This window comes from Actinoplanes sp. NPDC004185, assembly GCF_053603475.1.
The window spans coordinates 43,591-61,102 of record NZ_JBSGFR010000002.1; the positions used below are offsets into that span (position 1 = coordinate 43,591).

Sequence of the window (17,512 nt, forward strand, 5' to 3'; positions counted from 1 at the left end):
CTCCTGGTGTTCGCCCACGATCGGGGCGCTGGATGCACGTGGCGCTCAGCGGTCCAGGAATTCACCCAGCAGCCGCTGCCACTCGGCCGGCTGGTCGAGGTGGGCGTCGTGCCCCGAGTCCGGAATCGTCACCAGCTCGACGTCGGGCCGCAGGGCGAGCATGCGCGCCACCTCCTCGTCGGGGATCCGGCTCTCCGCGCCACGGACCAGCAGTGTCGGCACGCGGAGCCGCTGCCAGCTCTCCCATTGCGCGGTCGCGGCGACCGGACGGATCGCTGCCTCCATGATGTCGGCGTCGAAGCGCGGCCAGTAGCCGTCCGGCCGGTGCTCCAGCTCCTCGGCCCAGGCGCGGGCCAGCGAGCCCGCCCCCAGGAACTCGGCTGCGGCCGTACGGGAAGGAAACGGCACCGGCCAGGAGGCGAACCACTTGCCCAGCCGGCTGGGGTAGTCGTCCTCGCTGCCGCCGACCCCGCCCTCCAGCATGATCAGCCGGCTGACCAGCTCCGGATGCCACGCCGCGGTCAGCATCGCGGTGTGGGCACCCATCGACTGGCCGGCCAGGGCCACCGGGCCACCACCGCCCAGCGTCTCTATGACCTTGACCACGTCGGCCACGTACGCCTCGCGGGAGACGTCGGCCGGCCGGCGGACGCTGTGACCGTGGCCGCGCTGGTCCGGGGCGATGACGAGGTGTCCGGGCCGGGCCACCGCCAGCTCCCGGGCGCTGCCGGCCAGGCCGTGCAGCAGCACCAGCGGGGGACCGTCCGCATCGGAGACCAGACAGGACAAATGCTCAACCGTGACACGCCGCATGTCCCTATCTTCGGTTCGCCGCACCGGAGTCCGCACACCGGACTTTCGGGCAGCTAACCTCCGCGCTACGGACAATTCAGCTCACGGCAGAGCGAAGTCGCTGGTCGTCGACCATTTCGGCGTGCCAGGCTCTGCTGGTGAAATCAGACCCAGCCACAGTGCCCACCCGGGTGTACACCGCCGGGCAGACGGATGCCGGATGGCGTTCCATGTCCATGCTGGTCCGGCATGTGCAACGGGGTGGTCACCCGGTCGCCGTGACGCCGACGGTCGAGCTGCAGGCCGAGGAGAAGCAGTACGGCTCCTTCCTGGCCGACGTGTCCGCGTACTTCTCCACCAAGGTGGACTATTCGAGCAGCATCTTCGCCAGCGGCGGGCTGTTCTTCACCGGGCACAGCGCCGAGCAGACCAGCGAGGCCCGGGCCGGCTGGAGCGACGGTGAGCGGCAGGCCGCGACCGTCACCAGCCAGCGGCTGCTGGTCGGCGGCACGGCTTACGACTTCCGCTCGCTGATCATGATCCAGCCCAACCCGCTCGACTGGTCGGTCAACCTCTACTTCCAGGGCGCCCAGCCGATCATGCTGCGCGGGCCGTGGGTGCCGTGGATGACCGTGGTCATGTGCGCCGAGCTCTACGGCTCGCCGTGGCCGCCCGGGCACGCCCCGGAGATGGATATCCCGATCAAGGATATGTGCGAAAACGCGCAATAGCGCAGGCGCGGGCCCGGAGATCCTGTCACGCTGAGGCCCGTGTATGACTACGACCTGTTGGTGCTGGGCTCCGGGCCCAGCGGTCAGAAGGCCGCCATCGCCGCCGCCAAGCTGGGCAAGCGGGTCGCCATCGTCGACCGCCGCGACATGCTCGGCGGGGTGTGCATCAACACCGGCACAGTGCCCTCCAAGACCCTGCGCGAGGCCGTGCTCTACCTGACCGGCCTGAGCCAGCGCGACCTGTACGGCAGCAGCTACCGGGTCAAGGAGCAGATCACGGTCAGCGACCTCGCGGCGCGGACGCAGCACGTGATCACCCGGCAGACGGACGTCATCCGCAACCAGCTCGCCCGCAACCACATCGCCATGCTCACCGGCACCGGCCGCTTCGCCGACGCGCACGCGATCTGGCTCGACGGCGGCACCGGGCACGACACCAAGGTCAGCGCCGACAAGATCGTCATTGCCGCGGGGACCCGGCCGGCCCGGCCGGACAGCGTCGACTTCGACGACCGGACCATCGTCGACTCGGACGGCGTGATCAACCTGGAGGCCGTGCCCCGCAGCATGGTGGTGGTCGGCGCCGGGGTGATCGGCATGGAGTACGCCTCCATGTTCGCCGCGCTGGGCACCAAGGTCACCGTCGTCGAGCGGCGCGACAAGATGCTCGACTTCTGCGACGAGGAGATCGTCGAGTCGCTGAAGTACCACCTGCGCGACCTGTCGGTGACGTTCCGGTTCGGCGAGGAGGTCGCCGCCGTCGAGCGCCACCAGACCGCCGCCCTGTGCATCCTCAAGAGCGGCAAGAAGATCGTCGCCGACACGGTGATGTATTCGGCCGGCCGCCAGGGGCAGACCGACGACCTGGCCCTCGAGGCGGCCGGGCTCAGCGCGGACAAGCGCGGCCGCATCGACGTCGACACCAACTACCGCACCGCGGTCGACAACATCTATGCGGTCGGGGACGTCATCGGCTTCCCGGCGCTCGCCTCGACGTCGATGGAGCAGGGGCGGCTCGCGGCCCAGCACGCGTGCGGCGAGCCGGCCCGCGAGATGCACGAGTTGCAGCCGATCGGCATCTACACGATCCCGGAGATCAGCTTCGTCGGGAAGACCGAGGACGAGCTGACCGACAGCGCGACCCCGTTCGAGGTGGGCATCGCCCGCTATCGCGAGCTGGCCCGCGGGCAGATCGTCGGCGACTCGTACGGGATGCTGAAGCTGCTCGTCTCCCCGGACGACGGCCGGCTGCTGGGCGTGCACGTCTTCGGCACGGCGGCCACCGACATCGTGCACATCGGCCAGGCCGTGATGGGCTGCGGTGGCACGGTGGACTACCTGGTCGACGCGGTGTTCAACTATCCGACGCTGTCGGAGGCGTACAAGGTGGCGGCCCTGGACGCCAGCAACAAGATCCGCAACATCACCCGGATCGACGGCTAATAGACCCAGACGCGGGTGTCGATCGGGATCTTGTCGTTGGTCCACAGCCAGTTCATCGCGGCGATGGACACCCGCGCGCAGCCGTGCGACGCCGGGTACGGCGGCACGCTGTTCGCCCCGTGCACGGCGATGCCGCCGTTGAAGTACTTCGGCCGCCAGAGCAGACCCAGCGGGGCGTGCCGCCAGCCGTCGATCTGCCGCGACACCCGGAACCTGCCGCTGGGGGTGTCGGCCAGGAACGTCGCGCCGTTCTGCTCGTAGTGCTCCATCGAGCCGGTCGACGTGTTGAAGACGTGGCTGATGGTGCCGTTGTCGACCAGCATCAGCAGCTGGCGCTTGAGGTTGATCTCGATGACCCGGCCGCTCTTGCTCCTCGCCTTGGGCCGTACGCCCTGCTCCAGAGCTTTCTGGGTCTTGGGCCCGACGACGCCGTCGCGGTGGAGACCGGCCGCTTTCTGCAGCGCGTAGACCGCCTGCTGGGTCTGCCCGCCGAAGGTGCCGTCGGCCTTGCCGTTCCAGTAACCGAGGTCGGTGAGGCGCTGCTGCAGCGCCACGACGCGGGCGCCCTTGACGCCGGTCTTCAGCTTCTGCGGCTTCGGCGGGGCGGTGGGCTTCGGGCTCGAGCTGGTGCTCGGAGTGGCCGGGCCGGCCGGCGCGGTCGATGCCGGCGCGGCCGATGACGGCGCGGTGGCGGGCGGGGACGCGGGCACGGCGGCCTGCTCGGAGCCGCCGGAGTCGCAGCCGGCCGCCAGCGTGACGAGGGCGGCCACCGTCGTCGCGTACGTGAGAGCTCGTCGCATGGTCACGCGCCAAAACTTCGCAGGGCGGCCAGCGCGCCGTCAAGCGTGGCCTCGATTGGAGCCCTGAAGTTTGAGAACGATCGTTCTTGACTGATCGTTCTCAAAAGGCTTAGAGTACGGGCATGGGCCGGCCGCGCGGATTCGACGAGGACGAGGTCGTGCGTGCGGCCGTCACGCTGTTCGGGCGGCAGAGCTTCGCCGGCACCAGCGTCGACGACCTGGTCAGCCACCTCGGCGTGCACCGCGGCAGTCTCTACAAGACGTTCGGCAGCAAGCGGGGCCTCTATCTGGCCGCGCTGCGGCAGCACGTCGACCGGGACGTCACCGCGGCCGCGGAGGTCTTCGCGGCGGCGAAGGACGTCGATGAGGCGGTGCGCCGGATCGCCGTCGGGGGGCCGGATCTGGGGCTGCTGTTGCTGGCCCTGGTCGAGCGGGCGCACGTCGACCCCGAGGTGGCCGCCGAGACGACCCGGGCCCTGGCCCGGCTGCGGGACGCCCGGGCCGAGCTGGACCAGGCGCTGGGCCTGCTGCTGCGGACGCGGGCCACCGGGCCCGCGCCGGAATTCGTGGGGGAGTGACGTCATGGCACACGTACGCATCGAGGGCGGCGAGCTGATCGTCGAGATCGAGGGGCTCAACAAGGTGTGGGCGCTCAAGAGCAGAATCACCGTCCCGCTGAGCAACGTGCGGGGCGCCACCGTCGATCCGGGCATCGTGCGCGAGCCCAAGGGCCTGCGCTCGCCCGGCACCCACCTGCCCGGCGTCATCGTGGCCGGGACGTTCCACTCCGACGGCGAGCGGATCTTCTGGGACGTGCGCGACGCCCGCAAGGCGATCGTCATCCAGCTCGACGACGAGGAATACGCCCGGCTGGTTCTCGAGGTCGACGATCCGCAAGCGGCTGTCGACCTGATCGAGCAGGCGTTGTGAGAGGCGCGGGCCGTCCCGCCGAGGGGTGGGACGGCCCGCGCGATCAGGGACGGGTCAACGGGCGGTGAGCCGGAAGCTCTGCGCTGCTGTGCCGTTGCAGGCGTACTGCACCAGCTGGACGCTGTCGCCTGTCGAGGCGGCGGGGACGTCCAGGCACTTGCCGCTGTTGCGGTTGACGAAGTGGTACGAGCCGTCGGCCTCGGCCACCGGCTGCCACTGCTGGTTCGCGCCGCCCCCGTACGCCCAGGTCTGGATCGGGGCGTTGTCGGCCGTCGACACGTTGGTCACGTCCAGCGCCTGCGCGCTGTTGCCGCGGTTGTTGATCCGCACGTAGGTCCCGGTGGTCGGCACGAACTGGTACTGCTGCGCGGTGCTGGTGTTGCAGGCGTACTGCTGGATCGCGGTGCCGCTGGTGGTGCCGGCCGCGCGGGCGTCGACGCACTTGCCGCTGTTCTTGTTGGCCACGGAGTACCAGGCGGCCGGGTTGATCGCCGGGTCGGCCGGCGGGTCGGTCGGCGGGGTGCCGGTCGCGCCGCCGAGCCAGAGCAGGCCGTTGATCAGCCACTGGTTCTGCTGGGCGCTCGCGAAGGTCGACGACGTCCGGGTGTTGGTCGCGTAGTTCATGTCGTTGTGACCGAAGTTGGTGTAGAGCATCTTGTAGTTGCGGTTGGTCCAGATCAGCGGATAGAAGCCGCTGCGCCACTGCTGGTTCGGGTCGGTGCCGACCGGGAAGCTGCCGGCGTCGATCGAGGCCAGGATGTCGATGTCCGGGTTCTGCCGCAGGTCCCGGCTCCACGAGTACCACTCGCTGACCGCGGACGGGATCGTGGCCGGCAGGCCGGCGGTGGACGGATGCGCGCGGTCCTCGATCCGCAGCGTCTCGGCGGTCGGTCCCCACGTGTTGGTGGCGAAGTTCCCCGAGCCCAGGAACGAGTTGTAGTACCAGCTCCACGAGTTGGCGTCGGTCGTGAACGCGCTGACGTGGAAGCCCATCCAGGCCCCGCCGTTCTGCATGTACTGCTGGAACGCCGCGCGCCGGTCGGCCGGCGGTGCGTCGTCGAGGAACATGATGACCTTGTACTGGGCCAGCTCACCGGCGTTGAGGCGGCTCCAGTCGGTGGTCGCCTCCCAGGTGAAGCCGTACTGCGCGCCGGCCCGGGGGAACCAGTCGCGGGCTTCCTTGTCGAAGTCGATGTGCGCCGCGTCCCAAGTGCCGTTGTAGAACGCCAGGACCTTGAACGGCGTGGCCGCGGCTGCGTCGGCGGGGCGCAGCGCGAGGCCCGCGGTGGTGGCGGTGAGGAGGGAGAGGGCGGCGGCGAAAGCGCGTCTGAGCAGTTTCCTAGCCACGTGATGTGTCCTTGGGGGGAAGCAGGGGATTGTGCAGGACGGGCGGCCGCTGCTGACATCTTCAGTCATCTATGCCTGCGTCCACAAGGTTAAGAGCCCTAATAGTTAAATTAAGTTCCAATGCTGCGGTTGCCGGGCTCAGGCGACTGGTGGATGCGGGTGTGAAAAAGAATCAAGTACTCTTCGCCTATGTCATGGAAGGCGAGTGCCCGGCACGGCGTACGCGAGGCGCCGGCCGGCCTCGCCCTCCTGCAGGATCTGGTGAACACCCGCGGCAGCATGTCCTACGCTCCGGACCTGCTGGCCGGCCCCGACGACGCGCAGCGCTGGCTGACCGACGCGCTCGGCACGTGGTCCCGCGTGGCCGGTCTGCCGGCGCCGGTGATCCTGCTGTCCTCGACCGACATGCGCTCGCTGCGCCGGCTGCGCACCACCTTCGAGAACGTCATCCTGGCCGGTGGGCGCAATCCCGAGCCGGACGGCGCCCTGCCCCCCGCCGACGTGCCGGTCAGCCTGGTGCCCGACGCGGACGGCTGGGTGCGGATGGTGCCCAGCGGCCGCGGCACCCGGTGGCTCGCCTCGGCTCTGTGGGCCGAGGCCCTGCTCGCCCAGCAGGCCGGGCTCTGGCCGCGGCTCAAGCTCTGCCACAACGTCGACTGCCGGGCGGCGTTCTTCGACACCTCGCGCAACAACAGCGGCGTCTGGCACGACGTCAGCACCTGCGGAAACACGGCGAACCTGCGGGCGTTCCGGGAACGCAAGCGGTTGATGGGCAACTCCGGCAACCAGCTCGGCGGCCCCAGCGTGCAGCGACCCGACCTGCACTGAACCCACGGGAACCAGGAGCCCTCGGCGGGCGACTATGGGTATATGGCGTGTGAGCGGTGGCGCGAGTTGGTGTCCGCGCAGCTGGACGGCGAGGACGACCCGGCCGATCGGCCGCGGGTCGAGCAGCATCTGGCCGGCTGTGCCGGCTGCCGGGAGTGGCTGGAGCGGGCGGCCACGGTCAACCGGCTGACGCGTACGGGTCTCGTCCCGGACGTGCCCGACCTCAGCGCGGCCATCCTGGCTGCCCTGCCGTCCCCGCCGGCCCGCCGCCGGCGGCTCAGCTCCGGGTCGCTCTTCGTGGCCCTCGCGGCGGTCGGCGCGGTGCAGCTCATCCTGGGGCTGGCGCAGGTCGGTGGCGGGGCCAGCAGCGCCCACGTGCACACCGGGCTGGACGCGACGCCCGGGCACCTGTGGCACGAGTCGGCGGCCTGGAACGTGGCCGTCGGGGCGGGCTTCCTCTTCATCGCGCTGCGCCGCAGCCGGTCCACCGGCCTGGTGCCGATGCTGACCGCCTTCGTGGGGATGCTGCTGCTGCTCTCGGTCAACGACCTGTCGGCGGCCCGGGTCGACACGACGCGGCTGGTCAGCCACGGTTTCGTACTCCTCGGCTACCTGATCGTGGTGGCGCTGTCCCGGGTCGCCGGCGACTCCGCACGGCCTCCCGGTGACCGGGTGGGCGGGGGCAACGGCTGGCACTTCGTCGAAGAAGAGCAAGCGCCCGAGCCGGCCCTGCCGAAGCTGCGCCTGGTGCCCCGGGGACCGCTCACCGCGGCCGCGCCGGTGCCGGGCCGGGAGGCGGAACGACGCCGCGCTGCCTAGCGTGCGGGCGGGCGGACCGACAGCTCGCGCCACTCGTCCGGGCCGACCAGCAGCGCGCGCACCATGTCCAGGGCGGCGTCCTCGCTGTCGTACTCGAAGAAGTGGGAGACGCCGTCCGAGCCACCGGCGCGCTGCTCGACGTACCACTGGTCACCGCTCGTCCGCAGGTAGACGTCCTTGCGGGCGATGCGGCCCCATCTGCCGTTCCACCAGTGCTTACGCTGTTCCATCCCGGCACTGTATCGAACATCTGTTCGAACAGTGCCGGGTGGGTTGATCTTTTCGCGGAATCAGCGCTGTGTCGGGTCCTGCTGCTGGTGCCGGCCCAGGATGTCGTTGACCGCGCCCGGCGCGACCTGCTGGCGGACCAGCGCGTCGCGGATCTCGGTGAGCAGCTTGACCTCTTCGCTGGGCGCCTCCGGCGGGGGCTCCTCGCCGCGCTTGCGACGCTCGGCCAGCTTGTTGAGCGGGAAGACGACCAGGAAGTAGAGCACCGCCGCGGTCAGCAGGAAGGTGATGACCGCGTTGACGAAGCTGGCGTAGTCGAACTTCACCCCGTCGACGTCCCAGGTGCCCGCTGTCGCGCCCGAGCCGCCGCCCAGAAGCTGGATCAGCGGCTTGAGGAACGCGTTGGTGAACGCCGTGACGACCGCGGTGAAGGCGGCGCCGATGACGATGCCGACCGCGAGGTCAACGACGTTGCCCCGCATGATGAAGTCTTTGAAGCCTTTGAGCATGGACAAGAGTCACTCCTGCGCGTGAGGCGAGGGTTCGCCGGGCAGCAGTTTCCCATGCCTGGTGGGCGACAAACCAGGCTGATCCACTCAGTCGAGCGCGGGCTCCTCGGCCGTCACGGCCTCGTCCACCGTCGGGTAGGTGTGCAGCACCTCGACCAGGCCGCTGACCTCGAGGATGCGCAGGACGCCGCGCTGCGGGGCGGCCAGGCGCACGACCCCGCCGGCGTCGTCGGTGCTGTTCTTCGCGCGCACGAAGACCGACAGCCCGGTGGAGTCGCAGAACGACACCTCCGCGAGGTCGAAGACCAGACGGGTGCGCCCCTTCTCCAGCAGGTCGCTGATCTGGTCCTGGAGCTGCGGCGCGGTGGCCATGTCGAGTTCGCCGGCGACCGACACGACGACCATTTCGCCGCGCTGTTCCGTTTGTACCGTCAAGGACATTCAGGACCTCCAGTTATGTCCCGAACGCTACTCCACGGCGGGACAGGTGCGCAGAACGGGGACCGAGTTGGTGCCGAGATTTTAATTGGCCTACAGCAAGTAACCGCGGACGCGGTGGTAAAGTCCGGCCGTCCCTCGGTGACGACTGCCCGCGACCCGCGGAGCCGCTCCCAGGAATGATGACTACAGGGAGGCGGCGGTGGCGCTGAGCACCGAGGAGGTAGGACGCTTCGCCGGACTGCTGGAGAGCGACGGCGACGCGCTGACCACCGCCTGGACCGATGCGGTGGCGACCCTGCTGCGGGGCCGGCTCAGCCACGCCGAGCTGCACCGGCAGATCGCGGAGCTGCAGAAAGGCTTCCAGTCGGCGCTCTCGGGCGGAGCCGGTGACCTGCAGGCCGACGCCGCGGGGGAGTTGCGCGCGCTGCTGAGCGAGCTGTCCAACACCCGCGCCCGGCAGGGCTTCAGTGCCACCGAGACGGCGGTCAGCGTCTTCGCCCTCAAGGAGGCCATGCTGACCGTCCTCGGCCAGAGCGGCGACATCGATACAGCTACGTTGCGTGACTATGTCGCCTTCTCGGCCTTTGTCGACCGGGCCGGGCTGTTCACCTTCGACAGCTACGTGCGCGCGCGCGAGGAGCTCATCTCCGACCAGGCCGAGCAGTTGCTGGAGCTCTCCACCCCGGTGGTGAAGCTGTGGGAGGGCGTCGTCGCCGTCCCGCTGGTCGGCACCCTCGACTCCGCCCGGGCCCAGGTGGTGATGGAGCGCCTGCTCCAGACCCTGGTCGACACCGGCTCGCCGTACGCGATCATCGACATCACCGGGGTCCCGGCCGTGGATACCCAGGTCGCCCAGCACATCCTCAAGACGGTGGTGGCCGCCCGGCTGATGGGCGCCGACTGCATCATCTCCGGCATCCGGCCCCAGATCGCCCAGACCATCGTGGCGCTGGGCATCGAGTTCGGTGACATCGCCACCAAGGCGAGCCTGGCCGACGCCCTGCGTCACGTGCTGCGCAAGACGGACGCCAACGCCGGCCGGCGCGGTGCCGGACGCCGGGAGAGCTGAACCCGTGGAACGCGTACCGGTCCTGAAGATCGGCGACATCCTGTTGGTGTCGATCCAGATCGACATGGAGGACCAGACCGCCCTGCAGCTGCAGGAGGATCTGGCCGACCGGATCGTGGCGACCGGCTGCCACGGCGTGATCATCGACATCAGCGCCCTGGACATCGTCGACTCCTTCGTCGGCCGCACGCTGGCTACCATCGCCTCGATCTCCCGGGTGCTGGACGCCGAGACTGTCGTCGTCGGCATGCGTCCTGCGGTGGCCATCACCCTGGTCGAACTGGGCCTGTCGTTGCCCGGCATCCGCACCGCGCTGAACGTCGAGCTCGGCATGGAGATGCTCGCCCGGGAACGGGACGACGAGTTCGACGACGATGACGACGAGGACGACGCCGACGAGGCCGTCGTAGCCGCGTCGTGACGGCCGGGGACGACATCACCGCGATGGAGAGCCTCACCATCAGTTCCGACCAGGATGTCGTCCGGGTCCGTCAGCTGGTCCGTACCCTCGCCGTGTCGGTCAAGCTCTCCCTGGTCGACCAGACCAAGCTGGTCACGGCGGCCAGCGAGCTCGCGCGCAACACCCTGGTCTACGGTGGTGGTGGCACCGTAGAGGCCGGCCGGGTCGACAACGGCCGCCGCAGCGGCATCCGGATCGTTTTCACCGATCAAGGACCGGGCATACCCGACCTCGATCTGGCGCTGACCGACGGCTACACCACCGGCGGCGGCCTGGGTCTGGGCCTCAGCGGGGCGCGCCGGCTGGTCGACGAGTTCGACATCGACACCGCAGTCGGTCAAGGTACGACGATCAGCGTGATCAAGTGGTGCCGATGAGCGGAGGCGCGGTGGCGTCACTACCCGAGGGACTCCTCGACGCCGGGGTCTGGTTCCGGGTGGAAGCCGCCGGTACGGCCGCCGCCGTCCGCCGGGCCGCCGAGCGGCTCGCCACCGAGCTGGGCATGCCCCCGGCCCGCATCGCCGACCTCGCCATCGTCGCCACGGAGACCGCCAGCAACCTGGTCAAGCACGCCGACGAGGGGACCCTGCTGCTGCGCGCGGTGCGCGTACCGGGCCGGGCCGGGGTGGAGATCATCGCGCTGGACCGGGGTCCCGGCATGGCCGACGTCACCCGCGCCATCGGCGACGGGCACTCCACGGCCGGCACCCTGGGCATCGGTCTCGGCGCCATCGTGCGCCAGTCGAGCTGGTCCGACCTGCACTCGGTGCCGGGCCGGGGCACGGTCATGGCCCTGCAGGTGTGGGCCGGTGAGACTCCGCCGCAGGCCTGGGCGGCCGGGCTGATCCGCGCGCTGACCGGCGAGCCGGTCAGCGGTGACGGTTTCGCCGCCCGTGAGGCCGACGGCCGTCGCCAGGTGCTGCTCTGCGACGGGCTCGGGCACGGTCGGCTGGCCCACGCGGCCACCCAGGAAGCGGTACGGGTCTTCGCCGACGCCCCGGCCGCACCACCGGCCGCGGTCGTGGAGGCGCTGCACCGCAAACTCAGCCACACCCGGGGCGCCGCGCTCGCCGTCGCGGAGCTCGACCCGGACGCCGGCCTGGTCCGCTATGCCGGCCTGGGCAACATCGCGGGCACGGTGCTCAACCCGGACGGCAGCCGGCGCGGCATGGTCTCGCTGCCCGGCATCGCCGGGCACCAGCGCCGGCAGATCCGCGAGTACGACTACCCGCTGCCCGCCGGCGGCATCGTGCTGATGCACTCCGACGGTGTGGTCGACCGCTGGAAGGCCGCCGACTACCCGGGCCTGCTCTCGCACTCACCGCAGCTGATCGCGGCGACCGTGCTGCGCGACGCCGGCACCCGCCGCGACGACGCCGGCGTCCTCGTGGCGCGTGGGTCATGACCAGCCCTGATCCCCTGGTGCGCACGCGGCTCCGGGCGGAGCAGGATGTCTTCGCGGTCCGGCAGCTGGGCCGCGAGGTGGGCCGGCTGGTCGGCCTGGAGGCCCAGGACCAGATCCGGCTGGCCACCGCCCTCAGCGAGGTGGGCCGGTTGCTGGTCGCCACGGGCCGCGAGACCGAGGTGGTGTTCGCGGCGAGCCCGGACGGGGTACCTGCACTGACGGTGAAGCTGGAACACACCGCGCACGGGGACGCGGACCGGCTCGCCGCCCAGCTGGCCCAGGTCGGACGCCTGGTCGACTCGATGGAGGTAAGGGATGGGGAGATCGGAACGGTCGTGCGGATGTCTCGTCGACTCCCGCCGAACGCGCCGGTCCTGAGTCCCGACCGTATGGATGACATTCGTACCGAACTCGCCGGTCACGCGCCAGGAACGCCGTTCGACGAGCTCGCGGTGCAGAACCAGCAGCTCATCGCGACGCTGGACGAGGTCCGCGCGCAACGCGACGACCTGGCCCGGCTGAACGCCGAACTGGAGGAGACCAACCGGGGCGTGATGGCGCTCTACCACCAGCTCTCCGACGAGCTGGAGGAGACCAACCGCGGCGTCGTCGCGCTCTACAACGAGCTCGACGAGAAGTCCGTGCAGCTGCGCGCGGCGAGCGAGGCCAAGAGCCGCTTCCTGGCCAACGTCAGCCACGAGCTGCGGGCGCCGGTGACCGCGATCATCGGCCTGGGCCGGTTGCTCAGCGACGACGCCTCCGACCCGCTCACCTCCGAGCAGGAGCGCCAGGTGGAGCTCATCCGCGGCTCCGCCGCCGATCTGCTGTCGCTGGTCAACGACCTGCTGGACCTGGCCAAGGCGGAGGCCGGCCGGATAGAGCCGAACTGGAGCGACGTCGACCTCAAGGCGGTCTTCGGTCAGCTCCGCGGCACCCTGCGCCCCCTGGCCACCCGGCCCGAGGTCGACTTCGTCGTGGAGGAGCCCGCCGTGGCCCGGCTGCGCTCCGACGAGGTGCTGCTCGCCCAGGTGCTGCGCAACCTGCTCACCAACGCGATCAAGTTCACCGCCGAGGGCGCGGTGCGGCTGGCCGCCACCCGGGCCGGCGACGAGATCGAGTTCACCGTGGCCGACACCGGTGCCGGCATCCCGCCCGAGCTGCAGGAACGCATCTTCGAGGAGTTCTACCAGGTGCCCGGCAGCCACGCGCTGAGCGGCAAGGGCACCGGGCTGGGGCTGCCGTACGCCCGCCGGCTGGTCGGCATCCTGGGCGGCGCGCTGCGGGTGAGCTCGGAGCCGGGGAAGGGCAGTACCTTCACGGTCTCCCTGCCGGTGTCGCCATGACCCCGGCGACCGTGCTGGTCGTCGACGACAGCGCGACCAAGCGCTACCTGCTGGTGAGCTGGCTGTCGCGGGCCGGGTTCTCGGTGGTCGAGGCCGAGACCGGCGGCGAGGCTCTGCACCGGCTCACCGAGGCGGACATCGACCTGGTCGTGCTCGACGTCAAGCTGCCCGACATGAACGGCTTCGAGGTCTGCGAGCGGATCAAGACCGATCCCGAGTACGGCGTCCTGCCGGTCATCCACGTGTCGGCGCACGCGGTCGACGTGGTGGACCGCACCCAGGGCCTGAACCGGGGCGCGGACGCGTACCTGGTCGAGCCGATCGAGCCGGACGAGCTCATCGCCACGGCCCAGGCCGTCCTGCGCTACTACCGGGCCCGGCAGCGCGCTGAGACGCTGGCCGCCCGGATGGTCCGGCTGGCCGAGACGACGCTGGCCATCAACTCGGCCTCGACGCTGCCCGGCCTGCTCCAGGCGGCGGCCGACGGGGCCCACGAGATCTTCGGCGGACCGATCGTGGTCGTGGCCGAGACGTCCGACGGCGACGGCGTGGCCGCGGTGGCGAACGGCGCCCCCGCGACGGTGCGGCCGTGGTCGGTCGAGGACCACGAGATCGCCGTCGGATCCACCCTGCGCACCGACGACACGGCCGCGTGGAGCGGCGCCGGCCCGTGGCCGGAAGGGGAGTCGGTCGCGGTGGCGGCGGCCCGGCTGCGCAACGACCGCACGCCGGTCTACGTGGCCGTCCCGGCGAGCACGCAGAGCCCGGGCTTCCCGGTGCTGCGCCAGCTCGCGCAGGCGGTGGCAGCCGCGGTGGAGGCACAGCGCTCGTACGACGAGGAGCACCGGATCGCCGTCACCCTGCAACGCAGCCTGCTGCAGTCCCGGTTGCCCGACGTGCCGGGGCTGGAGCTGGCGGTCCGCTACGAGCCGGCCGGCGCGCAGACCGAGGTGGGCGGCGACTTCTACGAACTGACCATGCTGGACGGCCGGCTGCTGGTGGCGATCGGTGACGTGGCCGGTCACTCGCTGCACGCGGCGACAGTGATGGCCGAGGTGCGGCACGCCGTCCGCGCGTACGCGGTGGAGGGCCACCCGCCGGGCGCGGTGCTGGAGCTGGTCAACCGTTTCATGCGTACTGTGCTGCCGGCCGAGTCGGCGACGCTGTGCCTGCTCACCCTCGAGCCGGACACCGGCCGGATCCGCCTGGCCAGCGCGGGCCACCTGCCCCCGCTGCTGCACGTGGCGGGCGCAGCCCACTTCCTCGAGCCCCGCGGCCCGCTGCTCGGCATCAACGCGCCCCGCCCGGCCGACCTGGAGTTCGTCCTGCCGCCCGGCGGCACGCTGGTGCTCTACACCGACGGCCTGATCGAGCGCCGGGACGCGGACATCGACGTGGGGTTGACCGCCCTGGTGAGCTGCGCCACCCGGGTGGAGCCGAACCTGGACGCTTTCTGCCAGCGGCTCCTGGTGAGCCTGGCCGGGGCAGGAGAACAGGCCGACGACATCGCGGTCGTCGCGCTGCGCCGTAGCGCTTCGTAGCTTTTCCTGACGTATTGCTCATTACGGTGACTTGACGGCGACTATTCACTCTGTGAATAGTCGCCTCATGTCCACGTCCCACTTGCTGTTGGGGTTGCTCTCCGTAGGGCCGCAGCACGGCTACGACCTCAAGCGTGCCCATGACGAACGGCTGCCACAGGCCAAACCGCTGGCCTTCGGGCAGGTCTACGCGACCCTCGGGCGGCTGGGGCGGGACGGACTCGTCGAGCAGGCCGGACAGGACCGCGACGGTGGCCCCGACCGCACCACGTACGCGATCACCGACGCCGGGCGCGAGAAGCTCGGCGAGTGGCTCGCCGCCGTCGAGCCGCCGGCCCCGTACGTGAACAGCGTCCTCTTCGCGAAGGTTGTCGTCAGCCTGCTCGCCAGCGGGGCGACCGCGGCGACCGACTACCTCGTCGCCCAGCGCGCCGCCCACACCACCCGGATGCGCGAGCTGACCGCGGTCAAGACCACCCGGGATTCGACCGCCGGGGACGTCGTCGCCGCCGACTACGCCATCGCCCACCTCGATGCGGATCTGCGCTGGCTGCAGGCCACGCTGCTGCGCATCACCGATCTGCACCGAGAGGTGACCGCATGACCGCCCTGCTCCAGGGAAGCGGACTGCAGCGCTCGTACGGCCCCACCCCGGCGCTGCGGGGCATCGACCTCGAGATCGGCGAGGGCGAGATCGTCGCCGTCACGGGCCCGAGCGGCTGCGGCAAGTCCACCCTGCTGCACTGCCTGGCCGGGATCCTCCGGGTCGACGCCGGTGAGGTGCGCTACCGCGACCAGGACCTCGGCCTGCTGAGCGAGGCGAGCCGGTCCAGGCTGCGGCGGACCGAATTCGGGGTGCTGTTCCAGTTCGGCCAGCTGGTGCCCGAGCTGACGGCCGCCGAGAACGTCGCTCTTCCGTTGCTTCTCGCCGGCTCGGGGCGGCGAGAGGCACGGAAGGCGGCGACTCTGTGGCTCGGCCGCTTCGGCGTCGGCGACCTGGCCGACCAGCTGCCCGGCAAGATGTCCGGCGGGCAGCAGCAGCGCTGTGCGGTGGCCCGGGCGCTGGTCACCGAGCCCAAGGTGCTGTTCGCCGACGAGCCGACCGGTGCGCTCGACGTGCTGACCGGCGAGCAGGTGCTCACCGAGATCGTGCACGTCACCCGCGGGCAGGGCACCTCCGTCCTGCTGGTGACCCACGACGCGAAGGTCGCCGCGTACGCGGATCGCGAGATCGCCCTGCGGGACGGCATGGTCGACCACAGCGGCCTCGGCCTGGGAATCGGCTCGTGAAACCGGCGACGCTGGCTCAGCTGGCCGTCGCCGGAAGCCGCACCGACAAGTTCCGGATGACGTTCACGGCGGTCAGCTCGTCGCTGGCCGCCGTGGTGCTGCTGGCCGCGGCGGCCGTGGTCGCCGTGCCCGAGCTGGGGACCTCGGCGGACGGCTCCGACGGCTGGAACGAGGTGTACAGCAGCTCCCTGCTCAGCGAGCCGGGGCTGCGGCCCGGAGTGGTGTTCACCCTGCTGATGCTGGCCGTACCGGTGCTCTTCCTGGCCGGCCAGAGCATCCGTTTCGGCAGCCCGGCCCGGGACCGGCGGCTGGCCGCGATGCGGCTGGCCGGCGCGACGCCGGGTCAGGCGGTCCTGATCGCCGCCGCCGAGACGGCGGCCGCCGCGCTGCTCGGCTCGATCCTCGGCGTCGGCGCGTTCCTGCTGCTCCGGCTCCTGCTGCACCGGCGTACGGGGGACGGCCGGCTGCCCCTGCCGACCGACGTGCTGCCGTCCCCGCTCGCCTTCACCGGGGTGCTGGTGCTGGTGCCGGTGGTCGCCGCCCTGATCGGCGCCTTTTTGCTGCGCCGGGTGATCATCACGCCGCTGGGCGTGGTCCGCCGGGTCCGGTCGCGGTCGCCGCGGCTCTGGCCCGGGGTGCTCATCCTCGTCGGGGTGTTCGCGCCGCTGGTGATCCGGCCGCTCGGCGAGTTCCTGGCCCGCCTCGACAACGGCGGGGACCTGATCCTCGCTGTCGCTTTCGTGGGCGTGCTGCTGGCCGTGGCCGGCGTGATCATCGGTACGGGCTGGATCGCCTACACCGCCGGCCGGCTGCTGCACCGCTTCGGGCGCCGGCCGGCGATGCTGCTGGCCGGGCGCAACCTGATGGCGGATCCCTGGAACGGCAGCCGCACCCTGTCGGCGCTGCTGGCCGCGCTGGTGGTCGGGGCCGGCGTGCTGGCCTTCCGCGCCTACATGGCGACCGAGTTCGCCGCGACGAACGAGGCTCAGGCCGGTCGCGAGGACATAGTGGCGGACTCCTCCCAGGAGCGCTTCTTCCTGAACGCAGTGGACCTGGTGCGGATCGCCGTCGTCGTGGGTGCGCTGGTCGCGGCGGCCGGAATCATGATCGCGCTGGCCGAGAGCATCGTCGCCCGGCGCCGCACCTATGCCGGGCTGATCGCCGCCGGGGTGCCGCGCAAGGTGCTGGGCGCCTCCATCGCCTGGCAGACGCTGGCCCCGCTGGTGCCGGCCGTCCTGGTGGCCCTCACGGTCGGGGTGAGCCTGCTGCGGGCGGTCGCCACCGAGGCCACCGGCGGTGGCGGCGCGACCTGCTCCGGCGGACCGGGTGGCTGCTACGAAGGATCGCCGAACTGGGTGGAGTACCCGGCGGTGACCAAGGCGGTGCCCGTACCCCTGGTCGATCTGCTGGTGCTCGGCGGCGGCGCCGTCGCCGTCATGCTCCTGGTCGTCGGGGTGGGTCTGCTGCTGCTGCGGCGCAGCACCGACCTGGACGAACTGCGGATCGCCTGAGGGGGTGGCCCGGCCACGCGGGCCG

General features: G+C 71.0%; 21 protein-coding genes. 15 read left to right on the forward strand and 6 right to left on the reverse strand.

The features are described 5' to 3' along the window. Positions 1–45: 45 nt before the first annotated feature. On the reverse strand, positions 46–813 hold the full coding sequence (locus ACWEOZ_RS02325) for an alpha/beta fold hydrolase (RefSeq protein WP_451908971.1): 768 nt from the start codon (positions 811–813) through the stop codon (positions 46–48). Between the two features lie 137 nt (positions 814–950). Between ACWEOZ_RS02325 and ACWEOZ_RS02330 the strand changes: the two genes are divergently transcribed. Continuing rightward, a complete protein-coding gene (locus tag ACWEOZ_RS02330; RefSeq protein ID WP_451908972.1) occupies positions 951–1,523 on the forward strand; it encodes a hypothetical protein in 573 nt (190 codons plus the stop codon). A 39-nt stretch (positions 1,524–1,562) separates the two neighbouring features. Next, a complete protein-coding gene (gene sthA / locus ACWEOZ_RS02335) occupies positions 1,563–2,966 on the forward strand; it encodes a Si-specific NAD(P)(+) transhydrogenase (protein ID WP_451908973.1) in 1,404 nt (467 codons plus the stop codon). Here sthA and ACWEOZ_RS02340 read toward each other — a convergent pair. Further along, entirely contained in the window at positions 2,963–3,766 is an 804-nt protein-coding gene (locus tag ACWEOZ_RS02340) for a L,D-transpeptidase family protein (RefSeq protein WP_451909228.1), read from the reverse strand. The genes sthA and ACWEOZ_RS02340 overlap by 4 nt on opposite strands. Before the next feature lie 122 nt (positions 3,767–3,888). Between ACWEOZ_RS02340 and ACWEOZ_RS02345 the strand changes: the two genes are divergently transcribed. Together ACWEOZ_RS02345 and ACWEOZ_RS02350 are read left to right on the forward strand one after the other, a co-directional pair. Then, a complete protein-coding gene (locus ACWEOZ_RS02345) occupies positions 3,889–4,344 on the forward strand; it encodes a TetR/AcrR family transcriptional regulator (RefSeq protein ID WP_451908974.1) in 456 nt (151 codons plus the stop codon). A gap of 4 nt (positions 4,345–4,348) precedes the next feature. After that, the gene (locus tag ACWEOZ_RS02350) at positions 4,349–4,696 is read left to right on the forward strand and encodes a hypothetical protein (protein ID WP_451908975.1); all 348 of its coding nucleotides are present in this window, start codon (positions 4,349–4,351) and stop codon (positions 4,694–4,696) included. 54 nt (positions 4,697–4,750) lie between these two features. Here the strand turns inward: ACWEOZ_RS02350 and ACWEOZ_RS02355 are convergent, their stop codons facing one another. Continuing rightward, a complete protein-coding gene (locus ACWEOZ_RS02355; protein WP_451908976.1) occupies positions 4,751–6,043 on the reverse strand; it encodes a ThuA domain-containing protein in 1,293 nt (430 codons plus the stop codon). A 189-nt stretch (positions 6,044–6,232) separates the two neighbouring features. Between ACWEOZ_RS02355 and ACWEOZ_RS02360 the strand changes: the two genes are divergently transcribed. Then, positions 6,233–6,871, forward strand: a complete 639-nt coding sequence (locus ACWEOZ_RS02360) for a CGNR zinc finger domain-containing protein (protein ID WP_360821625.1) — start codon at positions 6,233–6,235, stop codon at positions 6,869–6,871. 42 nt (positions 6,872–6,913) lie between these two features. Next, positions 6,914–7,690: a zf-HC2 domain-containing protein gene (locus tag ACWEOZ_RS02365; RefSeq protein ID WP_451908977.1), complete on the forward strand. Its 777-nt coding sequence runs from the start codon at positions 6,914–6,916 to the stop codon at positions 7,688–7,690. On the opposite strand, the gene ACWEOZ_RS02370 is transcribed toward ACWEOZ_RS02365, so the two are convergent. From ACWEOZ_RS02370 to ACWEOZ_RS02380, 3 genes are all read right to left on the reverse strand, one after another. Then, entirely contained in the window at positions 7,687–7,920 is a 234-nt protein-coding gene (locus ACWEOZ_RS02370; protein WP_360550743.1) for a hypothetical protein, read from the reverse strand. The genes ACWEOZ_RS02365 and ACWEOZ_RS02370 overlap by 4 nt on opposite strands. 60 nt (positions 7,921–7,980) lie before the next feature. After that, positions 7,981–8,427 (reverse strand): large conductance mechanosensitive channel protein MscL, encoded by a 447-nt coding sequence (gene mscL / locus ACWEOZ_RS02375; protein ID WP_451909229.1) that lies wholly within the window; start codon positions 8,425–8,427, stop codon positions 7,981–7,983. A gap of 87 nt (positions 8,428–8,514) precedes the next feature. Continuing rightward, positions 8,515–8,868 carry an STAS domain-containing protein gene (locus ACWEOZ_RS02380; protein WP_203773135.1) on the reverse strand — a complete coding sequence of 118 codons (354 nt, stop codon included), beginning with the start codon at positions 8,866–8,868 and terminating at the stop codon, positions 8,515–8,517. 199 nt (positions 8,869–9,067) lie between these two features. On the opposite strand from ACWEOZ_RS02380, the gene ACWEOZ_RS02385 reads away from it, so the two are divergent. The 9 genes from ACWEOZ_RS02385 (at position 9,068) to ACWEOZ_RS02425 (ending at position 17,487) form a co-directional block, all read left to right on the forward strand. Beyond that, complete coding sequence (locus tag ACWEOZ_RS02385) at positions 9,068–9,937, forward strand: STAS domain-containing protein (RefSeq protein ID WP_451908978.1); 870 nt, start codon at positions 9,068–9,070, stop codon at positions 9,935–9,937. Between the two features lie 4 nt (positions 9,938–9,941). Next, positions 9,942–10,358 carry an STAS domain-containing protein gene (locus ACWEOZ_RS02390; RefSeq protein WP_451908979.1) on the forward strand — a complete coding sequence of 139 codons (417 nt, stop codon included), beginning with the start codon at positions 9,942–9,944 and terminating at the stop codon, positions 10,356–10,358. Positions 10,359–10,381: 23 nt separating this feature from the next. Beyond that, positions 10,382–10,774, forward strand: a complete 393-nt coding sequence (locus ACWEOZ_RS02395; RefSeq protein WP_451909230.1) for an anti-sigma regulatory factor — start codon at positions 10,382–10,384, stop codon at positions 10,772–10,774. Beyond that, positions 10,771–11,802: a SpoIIE family protein phosphatase gene (locus ACWEOZ_RS02400; protein WP_451908980.1), complete on the forward strand. Its 1,032-nt coding sequence runs from the start codon at positions 10,771–10,773 to the stop codon at positions 11,800–11,802. Before ACWEOZ_RS02395 ends, ACWEOZ_RS02400 begins: the two co-directional genes overlap by 4 nt. Beyond that, a complete protein-coding gene (locus ACWEOZ_RS02405) occupies positions 11,799–13,145 on the forward strand; it encodes a sensor histidine kinase (protein ID WP_451908981.1) in 1,347 nt (448 codons plus the stop codon). The genes ACWEOZ_RS02400 and ACWEOZ_RS02405 overlap by 4 nt, the downstream gene beginning before the upstream one ends. Beyond that, entirely contained in the window at positions 13,142–14,686 is a 1,545-nt protein-coding gene (locus tag ACWEOZ_RS02410; RefSeq protein WP_451908982.1) for a SpoIIE family protein phosphatase, read from the forward strand. The genes ACWEOZ_RS02405 and ACWEOZ_RS02410 overlap by 4 nt, the downstream gene beginning before the upstream one ends. 67 nt (positions 14,687–14,753) lie before the next feature. Beyond that, positions 14,754–15,290: a PadR family transcriptional regulator gene (locus ACWEOZ_RS02415; RefSeq protein WP_451908983.1), complete on the forward strand. Its 537-nt coding sequence runs from the start codon at positions 14,754–14,756 to the stop codon at positions 15,288–15,290. Beyond that, entirely contained in the window at positions 15,287–15,976 is a 690-nt protein-coding gene (locus tag ACWEOZ_RS02420) for an ABC transporter ATP-binding protein (RefSeq protein ID WP_451908984.1), read from the forward strand. Before ACWEOZ_RS02415 ends, ACWEOZ_RS02420 begins: the two co-directional genes overlap by 4 nt. A 56-nt stretch (positions 15,977–16,032) precedes the next feature. Beyond that, positions 16,033–17,487, forward strand: a complete 1,455-nt coding sequence (locus ACWEOZ_RS02425) for an FtsX-like permease family protein (protein WP_451909231.1) — start codon at positions 16,033–16,035, stop codon at positions 17,485–17,487. The last annotated feature ends 25 nt before the right edge of the window (positions 17,488–17,512 follow it).